General features: G+C 48.1%; 14 protein-coding genes, 2 tRNA genes, 1 pseudogene and 1 CRISPR repeat array. Of the genes and pseudogenes, 4 read left to right on the top strand and 13 right to left on the bottom strand.

Annotation, left to right across the window (positions count from 1 at the left end):
* Positions 1–316 precede the first annotated feature (316 nt).
* The 3 genes from PaeBR_RS05355 to PaeBR_RS05345 form a co-directional block, all read right to left on the bottom strand.
* A tRNA-Ser gene (locus tag PaeBR_RS05355) sits at positions 317–408 on the bottom strand.
* A gap of 7 nt (positions 409–415) precedes the next feature.
* Positions 416–491: transfer RNA gene (locus PaeBR_RS05350), tRNA-Asn, on the bottom strand.
* Between the two features lie 105 nt (positions 492–596).
* Positions 597–1,367, bottom strand: coding sequence for an MBL fold metallo-hydrolase (locus tag PaeBR_RS05345; protein WP_410513845.1), 771 nt, complete (start codon positions 1,365–1,367; stop codon positions 597–599).
* 114 nt (positions 1,368–1,481) lie between these two features.
* Here PaeBR_RS05345 and PaeBR_RS05340 point away from each other — a divergent pair, with 114 nt between their 5' ends.
* Complete coding sequence (locus PaeBR_RS05340) at positions 1,482–1,922, top strand: Lrp/AsnC family transcriptional regulator (RefSeq protein WP_410513844.1); 441 nt, start codon at positions 1,482–1,484, stop codon at positions 1,920–1,922.
* Positions 1,923–1,932: 10 nt separating this feature from the next.
* Here PaeBR_RS05340 and PaeBR_RS05335 read toward each other — a convergent pair whose 3' ends face one another.
* A complete protein-coding gene (locus tag PaeBR_RS05335) occupies positions 1,933–2,397 on the bottom strand; it encodes a SprT family protein (RefSeq protein ID WP_410513843.1) in 465 nt (154 codons plus the stop codon).
* 120 nt (positions 2,398–2,517) lie between these two features.
* Here PaeBR_RS05335 and PaeBR_RS05330 point away from each other — a divergent pair, with 120 nt between their 5' ends.
* Both PaeBR_RS05330 and cmpA read left to right on the top strand, forming a co-directional pair.
* Positions 2,518–2,877, top strand: a complete 360-nt coding sequence (locus PaeBR_RS05330) for a hydrolase/acyltransferase (protein WP_410513842.1) — start codon at positions 2,518–2,520, stop codon at positions 2,875–2,877.
* A gap of 65 nt (positions 2,878–2,942) precedes the next feature.
* Entirely contained in the window at positions 2,943–3,074 is a 132-nt protein-coding gene (gene cmpA, locus PaeBR_RS05325; RefSeq protein WP_410513841.1) for a cortex morphogenetic protein CmpA, read from the top strand.
* Between the two features lie 69 nt (positions 3,075–3,143).
* Here the strand turns inward: cmpA and PaeBR_RS05320 are convergent, their stop codons facing one another.
* Positions 3,144–3,491 carry a DinB family protein gene (locus tag PaeBR_RS05320; protein ID WP_410515082.1) on the bottom strand — a complete coding sequence of 116 codons (348 nt, stop codon included), beginning with the start codon at positions 3,489–3,491 and terminating at the stop codon, positions 3,144–3,146.
* Between the two features lie 27 nt (positions 3,492–3,518).
* Between PaeBR_RS05320 and PaeBR_RS05315 the strand changes: the two are divergent.
* Positions 3,519–3,665, top strand: a pseudogene (locus tag PaeBR_RS05315) (CGNR zinc finger domain-containing protein); the annotation flags it as partial.
* A gap of 88 nt (positions 3,666–3,753) precedes the next feature.
* Here the strand turns inward: PaeBR_RS05315 and PaeBR_RS05310 are convergent.
* The 8 genes from PaeBR_RS05310 to cas5c all read right to left on the bottom strand — a co-directional run bounded on the left by PaeBR_RS05310 (position 3,754) and on the right by cas5c (position 17,490).
* On the bottom strand, positions 3,754–3,975 hold the full coding sequence (locus PaeBR_RS05310) for a hypothetical protein (RefSeq protein ID WP_410513840.1): 222 nt from the start codon (positions 3,973–3,975) through the stop codon (positions 3,754–3,756).
* Positions 3,972–4,985: a TIR domain-containing protein gene (locus tag PaeBR_RS05305; protein WP_410513839.1), complete on the bottom strand. Its 1,014-nt coding sequence runs from the start codon at positions 4,983–4,985 to the stop codon at positions 3,972–3,974. Before PaeBR_RS05305 ends, PaeBR_RS05310 begins: the two co-directional genes overlap by 4 nt.
* Positions 4,986–5,338: 353 nt before the next feature.
* Positions 5,339–11,863: a CRISPR direct-repeat array (repeat unit 32 nt; unit sequence ATTTCAATCCACGCTCCCGCACGGGGAGCGAC).
* A 168-nt stretch (positions 11,864–12,031) separates the two neighbouring features.
* Positions 12,032–12,322, bottom strand: a complete 291-nt coding sequence (cas2, locus tag PaeBR_RS05300; protein ID WP_410515081.1) for a CRISPR-associated endonuclease Cas2 — start codon at positions 12,320–12,322, stop codon at positions 12,032–12,034.
* Positions 12,323–12,331: 9 nt separating this feature from the next.
* On the bottom strand, positions 12,332–13,363 hold the full coding sequence (cas1c, locus tag PaeBR_RS05295; protein ID WP_410513838.1) for a type I-C CRISPR-associated endonuclease Cas1c: 1,032 nt from the start codon (positions 13,361–13,363) through the stop codon (positions 12,332–12,334).
* Positions 13,360–14,019 (bottom strand): CRISPR-associated protein Cas4, encoded by a 660-nt coding sequence (gene cas4, locus PaeBR_RS05290; protein WP_410513837.1) that lies wholly within the window; start codon positions 14,017–14,019, stop codon positions 13,360–13,362. The genes cas1c and cas4 overlap by 4 nt, the downstream gene beginning before the upstream one ends.
* Complete coding sequence (gene cas7c / locus PaeBR_RS05285; RefSeq protein ID WP_410513836.1) at positions 14,009–14,869, bottom strand: type I-C CRISPR-associated protein Cas7/Csd2; 861 nt, start codon at positions 14,867–14,869, stop codon at positions 14,009–14,011. The genes cas4 and cas7c overlap by 11 nt, the downstream gene beginning before the upstream one ends.
* 15 nt (positions 14,870–14,884) lie before the next feature.
* Positions 14,885–16,774, bottom strand: coding sequence for a type I-C CRISPR-associated protein Cas8c/Csd1 (gene cas8c, locus PaeBR_RS05280; RefSeq protein ID WP_410513835.1), 1,890 nt, complete (start codon positions 16,772–16,774; stop codon positions 14,885–14,887).
* The gene (gene cas5c, locus PaeBR_RS05275; RefSeq protein ID WP_410513834.1) at positions 16,771–17,490 is read right to left on the bottom strand and encodes a type I-C CRISPR-associated protein Cas5c; all 720 of its coding nucleotides are present in this window, start codon (positions 17,488–17,490) and stop codon (positions 16,771–16,773) included. The genes cas8c and cas5c overlap by 4 nt, the downstream gene beginning before the upstream one ends.
* Positions 17,491–17,518 lie beyond the last annotated feature (28 nt).

The following is a 17,518-nucleotide window of genomic DNA, read 5'->3' as shown; positions in this document are numbered from 1 at the left end:
ACATTGAATGTAGCCAATTGGGTAGGTATTTGAGTTTTTTGTCATAATACGGAGTAAAACGGAGTATATCGTCGATAAACGGAGTTTTAATAAAAGGGGATTTTCACCCTTTTCTTATACAATACTTTATTTTGCTGCAAATAATATAACATTTGTCTCTTTACAGCAGCAACCCTTCAATTAATTAAAGGATTAATTCGTCAAATAATAGGGTATAAGAACAAAAAAAAGAGCCCGTTAGGAGCTCTTGTCTGTGACACGTATGTAACTGAGTATTGAATAATCATTCTTGGAGCCACTATTTTAATAAAAAATGTGGCGGAGAGAGAGGGATTCGAACCCTCGCACCGCTTACGCAGTCTAACCCCTTAGCAGAGGGTCCCCTTATAGCCACTTGGGTATCTCTCCAAGAAAATGGCTCCCCGAACAGGACTCGAACCTGTGACAACTCGATTAACAGTCGAGTGCTCTACCAACTGAGCTATCAGGGAATAATTCTTAGTGTGAACAAGAAATAATTTATCATGATTCCCGGGTCTAGTCAAGCGGAGAGGCGATTTTGTTATCGTTTTCAGCTGGCAGTAAAAGGAGATGCATTAATGTGCTGGCACGTGAGATGTCTGGTACCACTCCCCGTCCAAAGGAAGAGCCACTCTGTCTAATAACAGTTCCTGTCTAAGCCTGCGATCCAGCAGCTCACGGGTAACCAGACAGTGATTAATACTATCCATATGAACAGCAATCACAGATGTATTCGGTGCATACGAACACAAGTCAACAATGTCTTGCTCATTCATCGTAATATGGCTTCCGCATCGAAACCTCGCTCCGCCCGCATTGACAACCGTTACTTCAGGATCGTGCAAATCCAAAGCCTGCTGCACCTCATTACACCAAATCGTATCTCCAGCTAAATATAGCGTTGGCTCACCCTCCGCTTCAAATATAAAGCCGGATACAGCTCCCATCCGCCGGCCGATTGCGCCGGTGCCATGCTTTCCGCTTGTTCGGGTAAGGCTTACTCTGCCCACAGACACAACATCATGAACCGCAGTAATATCGTTAAAGCCTTGTCCGGCTATTGTCTTATGGTCACCTGGTTGGCACATGAGTTTAACATCGTGTGGGAGTAATGACACTGCAGCGTGATCCCAATGATCCTGATGAAGGTGTGTAACCAGTACAACATCAGGGCTCAGCCATTGGTCTACAGGCCCGGGCAGGGGTACAAGCGGATTTCTTCGATTATTGGCACTATTCATGATCGGCGGATTCTCCCCCTGCCCACTAAACATGGGATCAACCAAAAAAGTAATACCGCCGTATTCCAGCCACAATGAAGCATGTCGGATTAGCTGAAGTTTCATCAGGCAACCACCTCTTCTTTTCTGTATCTTCTGCTACCATTATAATATGGCGTAATAGCAGCGTACATTTTGCCCTGAAAGAGATTGCGGCCTTCTGCTTTCATATGGAAAGGAATGAAAATTATAATGAATCATTATCTTATCGACGATACCGATTTTCGTATCCTTCAATTACTTATAGACGATGCGACACTTAGTCATAAAGAAATTGGAGAGCATGTCCATATGACAGGTCAAGCTGTTGGCGCCCGTATACGTAGAATGCAGGAGATGCAAGTAATCGAGAGCTTTTCAGTCCGCTGGAATCCGGAAAAGCTCGGACTGGGGATTCATGCTTTTGTGACTGTATTTTTAAGTTCAAGCGCCGCCCATCAAACCTTCCAGGACTTTGCAAAGATAAACACTCAGGTACATGAATTACACCGGATAAGCGGTGAAGGCTGCTACTGGATGCGGATCCTTGTAAAGAACCAGGAAGAGCTAAACACCTTTCTCGACGACCTGCTGCAATATGGCAATTACAAGCTGATGCTCTCCACCGGACGGGTAAAATAAGTATTAGAATTTACTCCAAGGTCCGCAACTGCAGCTTGCCCGCGCATTTCCCGCAGCGGTAACGCTTCGGGTCAACCTTGCGCTTGCGCAGGTATTCTTCGGCACAGGCTGTGCATACCAGCTTGTACCGGTAAGGCAGCGGCTTCCGGGCTTTCGCACCCGGCAGGGTCTGGCAATAACGGCTGCCGCCTACCTGCGCCAGCAGGTTTTTGAAATCGGAATCGCGGTGCTTGTAGCCCCTTCGCGCCAAATGCAGATGATAATGACACAGCTCATGCTTTATGATCCGTTCGGTCTCCTCGCGTCCGAAGGTGTTCAGCTGCTCAGGATTGATCTCTATATTATGGCTTTTCATAAAATATCGCCCGCCTGTAGTCTTCAACCGGCTGTTGAACGAGGCCTTATGGCGAAACGGCACCCCGAAGCTCTCCCGGGACACCTGCTCAATCCACAGCTGCAGTTCTTCGTTGCTCATACTTTCCATGGTTTACTCTCACATGTCCTTTCCGCGGGAAATAAGATCTTTACTTGAATTGTAACTTGCGCATACGCTAAACTGTCAAGAAGGAAGACTAGTACGGAGGGAGAATGAATTATGCCGAAAATGCGGTATGTGATTTTGCAGCAACATCAGGAGCTTTTATTCGTAGAGATGCCAGAAGAATATGCTTACCAGCTTAGTGCGCTCAATCTGCGCCTCAACAAGGAAATCGACAAGCTGACTGCCGAGAACGTGCCTGACCTGCCGTTAGCCGTGGCCGAATGCGATTCTCTGGAGCTGCTGCGTGAACAATATGTCCTTCAGTCCGGTCTGGAATATATTAATGTGCTGGAGCAGGCTTTTGCAGGGATTCAAGAACAGAATTATCCGCTGATCTCGCTGCTGACGGAGATTAGAGCCCTGCAGGCTCAATTGGAACAGTGGTATGAAGAGGAAGAAGAGACTATCCAGTAAGCCGAACCTTTAAGCCCCCTCTCCCATATGCTATCTGTATATAAGCAGCCAGAGGAGGGATTCCCTTGCCGCAATGGCTCTGCCATCAGATGATGAAGGCCTATTACAAAAAAGACCGCCGTCAGATTAAGCTTCTGAATGAATGCTGGTACTTTTACCGTAACTCCACCGAAATGCGTAGTGAGGCGCAATCATAGCCAATGTTAAAATTATCATGGAAAAGGGCTTCTCCCTATCGGAGAGCCCTTTTTGCGTTCCTCTGTTAGTTAAGAGAAGCTCCGCCGGGCTGGCCAAGAGCCCTGCAGCTTGCGGACCAATACAATTTGTCCCGTGTGATAAGCATCGTGCAGGATCAGACTCATCACTTCTTCTCCCGGCGCATGCCCTGAACCACCCCAATCATAGGCTCCTTCTTCCAAAGCTTCAATAATCTCACGAAGATCGGCATGTATCTTTTTGAGCCGAGTAACCGCCTGCTGCCACGCTTCTTCCCCGCTCTCCGTCACGGTAAAGGTGTCATCGTTACTTTCCAAATCAGGCATCTTCTCCAGCCCTTTCAGCTTCCGGAGCAGGCGTTCTTTATAGTAGGTTATATGGTTGACCGTCTCCCAGATCGAGTTGGCGGCATCTCCCTGCGGTTTCCAGCTTGCCTGTGGGTCTATTATGACGATACCCGCAACCGCTCCAAACGATACTGCGATGATAAGGCCTGCGGGAATTTGCTGAAGGTTCGCCGTTTCCGTGCGCGGAAGAAGGCCGAAGCGGATGGCGGGGAGAAGTTAGAGTGATGAAGTATGGGATGGCATATCAAAAAGCAAGCTGATTTCCGGGTGACAGAAACCAACTTGCTTTTGTGTGTTATTTTGAAAAAAGGCTCTATTTCGCGAATGAGGGCTTCTCATACTTTGCATCCTTTTGATAGACCAATACATATTTCACGTCAGCATCACTTGTTACAGAAGGGCCTGTCGCTATGGTGACTGCACTACTGCCCGAAGTAACCGATCTCAAATCAGAAAGCATGCGGGACGAGGACGAGACCTTGTAGTTCTGCCCCCTTCTTCCGAAGTTCCTCACATTGCTACGCGCTTTGCTCATCTCATATCCCCTCCAAATAAATAATTCAGGACATTCATCAGTTCCCTGTTGTCCTCTGAGATTACCTCAAAGTGTTCAACAGACAATTCCGCAGGTCCAATTAAATGAATCGTAATTACCAGTTCCTTACCTAGAGGATAACATACTATATATTCAGCATCAACATGCACCCGATAAAGAAAAAACTGTACGCTCCCCTGCAAAAAAGCATCCAATACGAGAATACGGCTTCCGCCATTTCGATCATCGTTATCAGAAAACGTATAAAAACGATTCTTTCCCACGTTCCCCGCCACTTGCCTTATTCCATCATTGCCCTCTGTCTTCCAAATGGCTGCGCCTCTGATTCGAAAATTCTCCAAAGCCGAAATATCAAAACTATTTCTTAATGCCTCGTAAAGCTTTTCATATCCATCGGCATCTTCCGATCTTACAGTTCCTACAAAATCAATAAAAAAGGTCAAAAGCATATGCTTCTTGCGCAGATCCCGTTCCAGACTCTTAAGCTGTATATAAGGATCGGCAAAATGCTGCTTTTCCTCTATGCATCTAATAATTTTTCCGCATGCGACACTAACGGCCGCAGCATAATTATGATCGTCGCGCTCTTCATAATAGAGCAAAGTAAGACCTATCAAATCCGAAGGCAGTCGAAATCCTTCGACCTGCTGTCCGTCCGCTTCTTTTGGCACGGTACGGGGAAGAATAAAAAACACTCTTTCTCTTTTTAATTTCCCCCAGAAAAGACCTAATTCAAAGATCGTATTATCCCTTGCTGTCAGAAATACTTTCCCGCGTATCGAAACAACATCATCAGGCGCGAATACAAAAACAGCAAAATCATTACTGGCTAATTGCTGTTCTAAATCTTCCATAGTATAGCGATTCACCCCAAAAACACCAGATGTCCATGGCGTAACCATCGCAGTATAACTCAGGCTTTCATTTATAGCATCTACGTAATATTTGGCTTCAAGAGAAGATCCTATGAATACTTTAGGTTTGCTCACTTCAACGACCCCTTCTTTGTTATATGAATGATAACAAATGATGTTCGTCTTAGTTGTTCTTATCTCATCTTCAAAATTTTTCGGACGCACCCCAGTAGCGAGGAGCGCCCTGAACCTTCAAACAATAATATACTATTACTTTTCAATCCACATCCTTGATAATAAAGGATGACCTTATAATAATATACTATTACGAAAGAAAGTTATCAGTAATATAGATCACTTTTCAAAAAAGTATAATTTCCTTTAAATAATATTTACTATGTCACTGTCTGCTTTGCTCTGGAAGGGTTTAATTCGCGCTCCCACACGGGAGCGACTACAAAAGCATCCCCGGACATCATCCATGAGAGATTTCAATCCACGCTCCCGCACGGGGAGCGACGCTGGCCGTTTGGTCTGCAGCAAATCCGGGAACAATATTTCAATCCACGCTCCCGCACGGGGAGCGACTCAATCTGTTTTATCTTACGAATAGCGTTAGTGGATTTCAATCCACGCTCCCGCACGGGGAGCGACTGTTCATGGTCTGGATTATGAGGTACATAAACTTATTTCAATCCACGCTCCCGCACGGGGAGCGACTTTCAATAAATACTTTAAGCAGTGGTTAGAGGTGGGATTTCAATCCACGCTCCCGCACGGGGAGCGACCTGCACGATAATCCGGAAGCCATTGACGCCAGAATTTCAATCCACGCTCCCGCACGGGGAGCGACGTATACAAAAACGAGCTGCTGCAGGCGAGATCCGATTTCAATCCACGCTCCCGCACGGGGAGCGACAGTTTATGACGGACTATGCGGCTCCACTCTCAGAAATTTCAATCCACGCTCCCGCACGGGGAGCGACCCGTAATGATGTTCGCGCTCAGCTGCAGGGAAATATTTCAATCCACGCTCCAGCACGGGGAGCGACGGATCAAATGGGATTATTGGATAACCAACACAGATTTCAATCCACGCTCCCGCACGGGGAGCGACAACCCAGGACTAACGTTCGATATGATGAATGGAATTTCAATCCACGCTCCCGCACGGGGAGCGACAGTTTAGAATATAAGTTCGGTATAAAAGTATGCATTTCAATCCACGCTCCCGCACGGGGAGCGACAAAAAGGACACCGTAAACAAAGTAACGGTCAATGTATTTCAATCCACGCTCCCGCACGGGGAGCGACAAAGACGTATGTCGTCTGGCCGACTTCGATACGATTTCAATCCACGCTCCCGCACGGGGAGCGACGCGCGCGCCACGGTATTTCTTTGGCCATACCGAAGGATTTCAATCCACGCTCCCGCACGGGGAGCGACCCAATCCTACCGTTACCCGGTCAGCTTTGTCTAGAATTTCAATCCACGCTCCCGCACGGGGAGCGACGGTACAGGGAGGCTCTCAGCCACTCCAGCGAACATTTCAATCCACGCTCCCGCACGGGGAGCGACCGAAGCGAATGCCTGCATGCGTACTGGGTCCAATAATTTCAATCCACGCTCCCGCACGGGGAGCGACTCAAACTATCCGTAAATGCTTGTCCATTGTTGATATTTCAATCCACGCTCCCGCACGGGGAGCGACGATATCATTTTAAATAATATTTGGTGATATTCGGATTTCAATCCACGCTCCCGCACGGGGAGCGACCATGAGGGCTATCTCCTTGCATCCACCATGTGAATTTCAATCCACGCTCCCGCACGGGGAGCGACCATTCCACTTTCGGAATATTATTTTCTATCTATAATTTCAATCCACGCTCCCGCACGGGGAGCGACAGGCCAAGCATACATCAACATGGGTGATTACGAGATTTCAATCCACGCTCCCGCACGGGGAGCGACCATTTTTTGTGATCTTCGAAGTCCTCGACAGTAGATTTCAATCCACGCTCCCGCACGGGGAGCGACTCAAATAGTCTTTCGAAATTTGTTAACACAAGTATTTCAATCCACGCTCCCGCACGGGGAGCGACGCCAAAAGGCGATCCGGAAGGGGCCCGTTTACTGCGATTTCAATCACGCTCCCGCACGGGGAGCGACCCGCACCAGCGGCACGACAACCAACGCCGATGTAATTTCAATCCACGCTCCCGCACGGGGAGCGACGCATTTCGCTACGTAGGTAAATTCAAGATTCCTAAATTTCAATCCACGCTCCCGCACGGGGAGCGACCAGTAAAAGGGCGCAAGTGGCAGTAACGTATACGATTTCAATCCACGCTCCCACACGGGGAGCGACAGTTTAGAATATAAGTTCGGTATAAAAGTATGCATTTCAATCCACGCTCCCGCACGGGGAGCGACGGGTTCCCGATCCTAAATCCCCGTAACTCGTCGGAATTTCAATCCACGCTCCCTCACGGGGAGCGACGGGGTTTATACCATCAGAGCTATATCCACTCAAGATTTCAATCCACGCTCCCGCACGGGGAGCGACTCCAATGCCGCCGATGCCCTCCGGCTCCCGTATATTTCAATCCACGCTCCCGCACGGGGAGCGACAAAAGTATATGATGATGCTCTTCAACCTGTTATATTTCAATCCACGCTCCCGCACGGGGAGCGACGATTTACACGGCATTAGTAATACACTGGATCAAGTATTTCAATCCACGCTCCCGCACGGGGAGCGACCCTCTACGTAATGTTCCTGGTCTTCCCATTTATCATTTCAATCCACGCTCCCGCACGGGGAGCGACCAATTCCAACCAATTTATTGGCATTACTACTATAATTTCAATCCACGCTCCCGCACGGGGAGCGACCTTAATACCCTGCCACGCCTTGCCCCAATCCCCACTATTTCAATCCACGCTCCCGCACGGGGAGCGACGATTATATCGCACCTACTGGTGACGGCCTGATTATTTCAATCCACGCTCCCGCACGGGGAGCGACCTGATGTTGGCCCATTCGTCTTAATAAATACGGTATTTCAATCCACGCTCCCGCACGGGGAGCGACCAGATTGTCCGGCGTATATGTTCCAAAATTATCATTATTTCAATCCACGCTCCCGCACGGGGAGCGACGAACCATTAGGTTATATGGTGTTCTCAACAATTATTTCAATCCACGCTCCCGCACGGGGAGCGACCACCGCATCCGCTGCGTTCGGTGTACCCCAAAATATTTCAATCCACGCTCCCGCACGGGGAGCGACGAGGGGGGCAATTCATCACCCAAGATAGATAAAAAATTTCAATCCACGCTCCCGCACGGGGAGCGACCGCGGCCAAATATGTTGTGTCGTATTCAAGCAAATTTCAATCCACGCTCCCGCACGGGGAGCGACTTAGCCAGATCCTCAGGCTTATCACGGATGATTTATTTCAATCCACGCTCCCGCACGGGGAGCGACAATAAACGTATTATTATTTCCAATGGTATTTACTATTTCAATCCACGCTCCCGCACGGGGAGCGACTAGTAACAGGATTTGGTACCGGCGCGGAGTTGGAGATTTCAATCCACGCTCCCGCACGGGGAGCGACGTCTCGTTTTTGGTCTGGATGGTATTCAGCAAAGAGGTTATTTCAATCCACGCTCCCGCACGGGGAGCGACTCGTAGGTATACCATAGAGTATCAACGTTGAATAATTTCAATCCACGCTCCCGCACGGGGAGCGACCTGGAGGATAATTATATCCGTGAGGTGTTTCATATATTTCAATCCACGCTCCCGCACGGGGAGCGACCTTCAATGATTTCACCGGTCTTTTGGTCTGGAAATATTTCAATCCACGCTCCCGCACGGGGAGCGACCAAGTACCCGGCGAGGGAACGGCTCGCGCTCACAATTTCAATCCACGCTCCCGCACGGGGAGCGACAACTCCCGGCCCTCACCATCAACATTAGTAACCGATTTCAATCCACGCTCCCGCACGGGGAGCGACGACTTTCCGGTTGTGGCCACAGAGCAGCCAGTCGAATTTCAATCCACGCTCCCGCACGGGGAGCGACATCTGCGCAATTCCCCGATTATCATAGGGAATTTTTATTTCAATCCACGCTCCCGCACGGGGAGCGACAGCGCATCCCGTTACACAGAGGTAACAGGGGCGGTATTTCAATCCACGCTCCCGCACGGGGAGCGACGCCGGAACATTCATCTTCACTGACCCGTATTCGTATTTCAATCCACGCTCCCGCACGGGGAGCGACATATCATCTGTCTTGTCCAATTCACAAATGAAAACATTTCAATCCACGCTCCCGCACGGGGAGCGACAAAAATCCTACGCTGTATGTGTCGGTGCAGCAGGTATTTCAATCCACGCTCCCGCACGGGGAGCGACGGTAAATCCAAAGTTTCTATTATCCTTTGTATAAAATTTCAATCCACGCTCCCGCACGGGGAGCGACAACGTGAAGGGCGAGAAACATGGGACTTCCATTTATTTCAATCCACGCTCCCGCACGGGGAGCGACGCTAACGGTAACTTTAAAGCAGGATATCCCGATAAATTTCAATCCACGCTCCCGCACGGGGAGCGACCTTAGATCGTGCGATATCCGGTCATTCAAGGATCATTTCAATCCACGCTCCCGCACGGGGAGCGACGAAATCCAGTTCGGTGTTCACATTATCCAAACGATTTCAATCCACGCTCCCGCACGGGGAGCGACCGGCAACTCTCGAAGAGATATTCACACCTAAATCTATTTCAATCCACGCTCCCGCACGGGGAGCGACAAAGCACTGAAGACCGGTGCAAAAGCAGGATGGATTTCAATCCACGCTCCCGCACGGGGAGCGACTCATGGACACAAGGATCAAACGCTGGATATTTAGATTTCAATCCACGCTCCCGCACGGGGAGCGACGCAAGGACTGGACGTAGCAACTTACTCATGGTGATTTCAATCCACGCTCCCGCACGGGGAGCGACCTTACTCAGCAAGGGAACTGGAACCATGATCGGAATTTCAATCCACGCTCCCGCACGGGGAGCGACCATTACAAGCACCTATCATCGCACAGCAGCAAGCGATTTCAATCCACGCTCCCGCACGGGGAGCGACGTATGTACCGAGTATGGCAATGGCACCAATATTCAATTTCAATCCACGCTCCCGCACGGGGAGCGACGGTGTAGCAAAGCCCCATAGCGCCGGCATCTGGATTTCAATCCACGCTCCCGCACGGGGAGCGACTAAATCTTTGATGGAGTTCGCAGCGCCTTCATATATTTCAATCCACGCTCCCGCACGGGGAGCGACGTCAAACCCTGCGGCTCCTGCGGTCATGTATTGCGATTTCAATCCACGCTCCCGCACGGGGAGCGACTTGAATATGATTCCAAGATCATCTTGGTAAAATATTTCAATCCACGCTCCCGCACGGGGAGCGACCCGAACGGATAGAAGAGATCAAACAGCGACTGACTATTTCAATCCACGCTCCCGCACGGGGAGCGACAACAAATATTTCGTTATATAGCGCTTTAGGGAGAATTTCAATCCACGCTCCCGCACGGGGAGCGACGGCCGCCGCTAAGAGAGGAGCATTAATATGAAAATTTCAATCCACGCTCCCGCACGGGGAGCGACACACTCCCGACAATTGCAAATGGTCAACGCTATCTATTTCAATCCACGCTCCCGCACGGGGAGCGACAGAGATCAAAGAAATCACTGACGCTGGTGTGATATTTCAATCCACGCTCCCGCACGGGGAGCGACTTTCATTCTCTTGTTCCACCATGAGCGCTAGTCCAATTTCAATCCACGCTCCCGCACGGGGAGCGACGACAGCGTTTCATCACGTTATAAACTCACCTTCTGATTTCAATCCACGCTCCCGCACGGGGAGCGACGAGATAAATAAACAGGATGGGGATGAATCACAATATTTCAATCCACGCTCCCGCACGGGGAGCGACAATGAATGATTTATACTTAACACTTCCTGGAATAGATTTCAATCCACGCTCCCGCACGGGGAGCGACTGTGCCTGTTGAGGTTGTAACGTAACTATTCGCATATTTCAATCCACGCTCCCGCACGGGGAGCGACATAGGGTTGGGGTACATCGGCTGCACCCCTGGAGATTTCAATCCACGCTCCCGCACGGGGAGCGACTTACATCGTTTTTTCTGTGGATGAAGTAGCACTTTTATTTCAATCCACGCTCCCGCACGGGGAGCGACAGGTGTAATGTCGTTCCCTGCGTCACCATCAAAATTTCAATCCACGCTCCCGCACGGGGAGCGACGCTCTTTTAAACGGTGACGGCGCTGATGCAGCAATTTCAATCCACGCTCCCGCACGGGGAGCGACCCGTGGGGCTATGCGTGACCGTACAGACGGAATTATTTCAATCCACGCTCCCGCACGGGGAGCGACAATCCTTTCAGCTTCGTGCCTTGGTATTGGATGAATTTCAATCCACGCTCCCGCACGGGGAGCGACCATCTGTAACCGCCTTGCATACACTGTTAATCAAATTTCAATCCACGCTCCCGCACGGGGAGCGACTATTTCATTTAAGTAAGGGGGTTCGATATCGGTATTTCAATCCACGCTCCCGCACGGGGAGCGACTTTTATTATTTGGAGGTCTATTATGTCTGTTGGAATTTCAATCCACGCTCCCGCACGGGGAGCGACGCGGAAGCGTTAGGTGCGTCCGTAACCTATGATGCAATTTCAATCCACGCTCCCGCACGGGGAGCGACTTGTGGCGCTTGGTATGATCCGAGCGATGTCGAAATTTCAATCCACGCTCCCGCACGGGGAGCGACGATCCAGGAGAGATTAGTGAGGTATTTGTTAACAATTTCAATCCACGCTCCCGCACGGGGAGCGACGAGATTTGACAGACGGTGCGGGAGCTATGAAAACATTTCAATCCACGCTCCCGCACGGGGAGCGACAGCGATTTTCAACCATAAAAAGGTGTAAAACCTTATTTAAGATTAAAAATCCGCTTTTTTTCTCTGAATTAACAACTTAACTGCGCGATACCCACTCAAAAATATACAAATAATGTAACAAAACAGGTGCGAATCTCCCAGGGAATTCATGTGAGCTATACATTCGCACTACAATATTAAAGGTCCCTCTAAGTCAACGGATTCTTTCATACCCACATGTTCCACTTTTGTTTTGTAATTGTTCCCAAGCTGATAAAACCTCAGGCTATCCTCATTCTGATCAATAATATCCAGCAGTTTTATTTTCAATTCGGCAAATTGCGTAGCGTCTACGATACATTCAAAAACAGAATTTTGTACCCGCTGCCCATAATTTTGACATGTTTTGGAGACCTTTCTGAGCCGGGTCTGCCCTGCACTGCTCATAGTACTCACATCATACGTTATTAACACCAGCATCATATACACCTACTTCCACAAAAACGGAGGGTATTCATCCAAATCATTGCGCAAATGGCGGGCCAATAGTAAAGCTTGAGCATGAGGCACCAGCCCCCACGGGATTTTTTCACCCAGGTACGGATGGGTTATCTGCTCTTGCTTTCGATTCTGCCAGGCGGCCAGGAATTTTCTCCTCGCTTCGTCGGTCATAATCACCGCACCGTTTTCTTTCTTCAGGAAGTCATCTTTATTCATAATCTTCTTGTTGATTAAAGACAGCACAAACTTGTCTGCAAAAATACCGCGCAATTCTTCCATGAGGTCCAGCGCCAAAGAAACTCGTCCAGGCCGATCGCGATGAAGAAATCCAACATAGGCATCCAGCCCAACAGTCTCTAGTGCGGATGCACTATCATGAGCCAGTAAGGTATAGGCAAAAGATAACATAGCATTAACATTATCAAGCGGCGGCCTCCGGGAACGGAGATGAAAGTAAAAGTCTTCTTTTTGCTGCAAAATCATCTGGTCAAATAAACTGTTGTAGGTAATTGCAGCTTGACCTTCCAGCCCCCTGAGTCGGTCTAATCGCTCACATGCTCGTACATCAAAAATAATAGCAGACAGGTACTGAGAAGTTTCTTTAAATTGTTCCACGTTCACCCGTAAAGGATAATCTCTTGTCATTCTCTCCAGTATCCACTTTTGATTATAAATTTTCCCGATAATAAAGTTACGTGCAATCTTCGCTGACAACCATTCATCTTCAGACATACGATATTGTTTCTTGCGAAGCACCACATTCCCTCTGCTTTGACCCGTTACTCTGGCTAGGAATCTTCCATTCATCGTTAAAAACAACAAGGAGATACTGTTGTCTGCACAATAGCCCATTAATGCAGGACTTGCCCCGGTATAGCCAAAAGCCACTATAGACTCCAGGTTATGAAGCGGGAATCTGCCGAGCTTCTCCTCTTCTTTTAACAAGACAATATTATCTCCGTCCAGTGACAAGTACACCGCAGGCTGCGTGATATATAAAGTATTTAGAAGTTTCCTCATTCTCTGATTCTCCCTTCCACATAACTTCTTACAGTCTGCTTATTCATCAGTTTGGGTAAGCAAATGTGCTGAAGTGAACAGCTTGTACAAAATGGTCCCGTCTTCACTTTTGGCGTATGCCTGCGGTCATAGTAACTCTGCATTTCTGCCACAATCGCCTTGACCTTGGCTTTAAGGTCAATCGTCAGCGGAACTTCAATCCGGTGCTTAATCTCGTTATAAAAAATAAATCCTGTCTCCACTTCACAAAGCAGCATTTCTTCGAGGCACATAGCTTGTGCTGCCAGTTGGAGGACATCCACATCGTCCATTTTGGGCTTGCCTCTTTTGTATTCGACCGGATATGCGATATACTTGCCCTCGGCGCCGCTAATCTCAACGCCTCCATCATCTCGTACAAACTCTACCACATCACAAACACCAGTAATATTCAGTTCATTAGATTTTATGGGCATCGCCCGGACAATTAGCTTATCACCACGCTTTTCTCGTGTGAACGGTTGATCCGCATTCCTGTGCAAATGCTGACCCTCTACGGTTCTGACATTCTCCTCCCATTGCTGTTCAATATGAATTAATGCCCACTGGCGTTTACAGAAGTGGAAATGCTGAATCCCGGAGAGCATTAATTCATTTTCGGTTTCCTTATAGTCCATCTATGACTTCAACCTTCAAACCATCCAGTTCACTTAAATTCAAATCGTAATCCCCCATATGTTTGGGTTCTTCCACATTGGGCTCAACCTCTAAGGAACGATGCACCTTCGCAGATGAATATTGGCCTAACTTTGAGCTATGCTCCCACCAATAAACTTTCTGTACTTCCATGCTACCATCAGGTCTTGCCGCGGACGTATCATTCTCAAACAGTGTGACTAAGCTCTGCTTAATTCTCTCTGCGTCTTCGTTGGTAAAACCTGTCTTCTCGGCCAACTGTGTATTGATGCTGCCATAAAAGACATACACGCCAAAATCCACACGATGCTTCATCCCCATGGTATCTGAACCTCTATCTTTACCAGATTCGGAATTGACGCTTTTGGTAATTTGCATGCTTGTAATATCGATGGGACTCACACTTGTTGCCGTATGGATGGATACAGGTCCCCTGACTCCTACCGATACTCCGGCTCCTTTATCTGCTTTGAACGCAAACACCTGACCGAAACTGCGTACATCAAGCCATTCCTGGCAAGCAATTCGGGCAAAATCATCATTTGCGCTTACTTTGGATTTCAGAATTTTATCCAGCTCGGCATTTGCATCTGCCCGCTCTCTTAAACTGTTATAGGAATCCGATTTCCGGTCGTTAGACTGCACAAAAATAGACTCTCCCATGTCTTGCAGACGATTTCTGATTTTCCGCTTCAAGGCCACATCTGAAATTTCACCATACCCATCATAGTTCTGACGAGGACGGTTGCCATTCAATGGATCACCGTTGGGATTTGCTTTGGTAACGGATAAAACAACGGCAAAATCAATTTTATGATCTAATGTAGTCATGATCTATCTCTCCTTTTAGTTGGAAGTTTGGGAAGTATCGGTAGTCTTATCCTTCTTCTGATAGAGCTCATGCCGTTGGCTATAGAATCCCAATAAATACTTTCCGGTCAGGGGTTTATTGTTAAATTGGTCTATCGGAATCCGGGAAGCAACCTCATCAATCAAACTGGAATAATAGGTTGATCTTGTCCCAAGTCTGGCCTGGTGCGGCTGCAAACAAGCTTGGATTGTACCCCAGGTTCTCTCTGGATGCCTGGAAAAAGAGTTCATATAACGAATGGCATTCGTAGAGCGCTTCTCATCTTCCAGCGCCCTTCTTTCCAATACGTCGGCAATTGCCAGTAATCTTCCGAACAGGTAGCTGCGGTCATTTATTTCCGTATCTAGTGCCACATTGTATCCCTCCTTCTTATTAATCAAAGCGCAGGTAATGCTGAGTGTTTTCTCCCATTCCCATTTTTCCATGGATACAGGATTGGAGGCCCTATGGATAGCACTCCTCACAATGTCCTGCGGAATCGGCTTACCATCCATGATGCAAGGGAGCATCCGCTCCATTAACCCTTTGACAATTTTATCATTGGCTTTGGGACCATATGCTGCAAAAGCTATATCTTTGGTAGCAGGCGCTCCATAAAATTCAACCCGCTCCTCTTGCTCATCTTTGCGGTAACGGTGCAGCCATACACAAGTGGAATGCCAATCAACCAGCTTGTCCAAATACATCTTCTTATCCATATTCCGGTAGTAGAGCACAGCCATGCGCCCGGTTGTTGCTGAATCAAGGACAAGAATATTGACAGCCGACTTATACTCACTAGACAATGTGTTCCTGTAACCCTCTATCGCTTTAGCTACTTGAGCGGCAAAATCCTGATGTGTATAACTCTTCTGCTCTGTGGCAGCAGGTTCCAAATCCAGCGAATAAAAATCTTCCATAGGATCAGGAAGCTTCAGATCCGTATTGCCCCAGAACAGAAATACTCGCTGGTCGATCACCTTACCTTGCCGGTTAATCAACCATTTCAAGGCATTATGTGCTTTTTGGGAGACTTCATAACTGATGCTGGCAGCATCGCCACTTTGTATAAAACGTCCCCTGAAAGTAAACCCGCTGGTATCATTCGCTGAAATCAGCTTCGCCTTATCTGCCGCGTTTCTGATTTTGTTGGCATGTTTATCCGTGCTGGGAAGCATCCTGCCGGTGACATAACAGTAATCTTCTTCGCCTAACAAATGAGCGTAATGCTGGACAAAGGAGTTGTACATCTCCGGGTCTTTCCACACTTTGTCTAACACTTTATGGGGGGAGTAGATATTAAAACGAATAAAAGCACTTTCTTGCTCACCGGCGACCACGGAGAAGATAGGAGGTTTGTCTCCATGCAAAGCTTCATACTTCTTGTCCCATTTGTCGATGAGTTGGCCAGCCGCATCAAGAAACACAATACGTTCCTTGACCAAATCCTGTATCAATTGCCGTTTGCTGAGGTAGCTATAAATACTCTTCACTTTTGCAGTTGCATAAGGTGAGTTTGCCCACTGCTCCAATTGTTTGATAAAAACTTCGAACGGCACTTCTTTTTTTACCTTCCCCCCGTAGGCCACAAAATCTCCGGCTACATAACTTAATTTGTCATGTAGCGGATAAGGTGCAACCTTCGAGCCTGCCCGACTGGCTGAGTCTTCGGTGCAGGGAATCAGCGTGCTTGCGTCCGTTTTATCAACCACCGCTGCTGAGTGAAACTCTCCGTCTTCCGTGATGTCAACGACAATGTGCGCATTTTGTGTGGTGTGCGAGACAGGCAGCAGGGTATATTCGCGGTCATTGTATCTCTTCTCAATTTCACCCACGCGGTCCAGATTAGCTTCATAAGTTTCGTACAAATTTAACAGCCAGCTCATGAGTTCTCCTCCGCTTCTATTTGTAAGAGCAGCTCGTCCGCCGATTCAAGATTAGTATTGTCAAAATGCTTGGATTGCATATCGGCAATCTTTCGAACCTGGGTACACTCTTCCGGCCGAATAAACGTTATAATTCCATCCTTCATGACTGGGTTCCATAGCCGGACTTCCATCTGGTCACGCCCCGTTTCATCGGGATAATTGATGCCATGCACCATATTCCCAAGATGAATATCGCCGTAGTGATCATAGAACCCTGGTTCTTGTCCGAATACACAAGGCTCTACATAGGCCTGACATTCTCTGGCCCCGAGGAAAATATCTCTTCTTCCCCCGGCTTGCAACGCTCTCTTCATTACATTGTGGTGCTTATGTTCGTTGCGGTCATGTGCCAAATCGGGCCGGTTCATGTTGAATTCAAAATGAATTTCTACCTCATAACAAACGTCCTTCAGATATGTGTAGTTGGCAAGGGTATTCCCTCCCCCGTAATCCATGGGGCGAATCCCCTTGGATTCCATACGGATAGGGTTCATGATGCGCACTCTATCCACTACCAGCAGCAAAGTGGGTTTCCAATATATTGATTCAGCAATCCCCTTTAATGCCTCATACGAAGGAACGCTATACGTCAATTTCTCTCCGCCCAGCTTAGTTAATGGATCCGTGAATAGTGCGTATTTGCCATATACTTTGAATTGAATTGAATTCCTCACTTTTTCCCTCCTCTCGCTAAAGTTTGCA

The organism is Paenibacillus sp. BR2-3, assembly GCF_046529485.1.
Classification (GTDB): Bacteria; Bacillota; Bacilli; order Paenibacillales; family Paenibacillaceae; genus Paenibacillus_AQ.
This window is presented reverse-complemented; position numbering and strand designations above follow the sequence as displayed.

Excerpts from the sequence above, each read along its gene's own strand:
- PaeBR_RS05345 (WP_410513845.1), bottom strand. The coding sequence starts at position 1,367 with ATGAAACTTCAGCTAATCCGACATGCTTCATTGTGGCTGGAATACGGC.
- PaeBR_RS05340 (WP_410513844.1), top strand. The coding sequence starts at position 1,482 with ATGAAAATTATAATGAATCATTATCTTATCGACGATACCGATTTTCGT.
- PaeBR_RS05335 (WP_410513843.1), bottom strand. The coding sequence starts at position 2,397 with ATGAGCAACGAAGAACTGCAGCTGTGGATTGAGCAGGTGTCCCGGGAG.
- PaeBR_RS05330 (WP_410513842.1), top strand. The coding sequence starts at position 2,518 with ATGCCGAAAATGCGGTATGTGATTTTGCAGCAACATCAGGAGCTTTTA.
- PaeBR_RS05310 (WP_410513840.1), bottom strand. The coding sequence starts at position 3,975 with ATGAGCAAAGCGCGTAGCAATGTGAGGAACTTCGGAAGAAGGGGGCAG.
- cas2 (WP_410515081.1), bottom strand. The coding sequence starts at position 12,322 with ATGCTGGTGTTAATAACGTATGATGTGAGTACTATGAGCAGTGCAGGG.
- cas1c (WP_410513838.1), bottom strand. The coding sequence starts at position 13,363 with ATGAGGAAACTTCTAAATACTTTATATATCACGCAGCCTGCGGTGTAC.
- cas4 (WP_410513837.1), bottom strand. The coding sequence starts at position 14,019 with ATGGACTATAAGGAAACCGAAAATGAATTAATGCTCTCCGGGATTCAG.
- cas7c (WP_410513836.1), bottom strand. The coding sequence starts at position 14,869 with ATGACTACATTAGATCATAAAATTGATTTTGCCGTTGTTTTATCCGTT.
- cas8c (WP_410513835.1), bottom strand. The coding sequence starts at position 16,774 with ATGAGCTGGCTGTTAAATTTGTACGAAACTTATGAAGCTAATCTGGAC.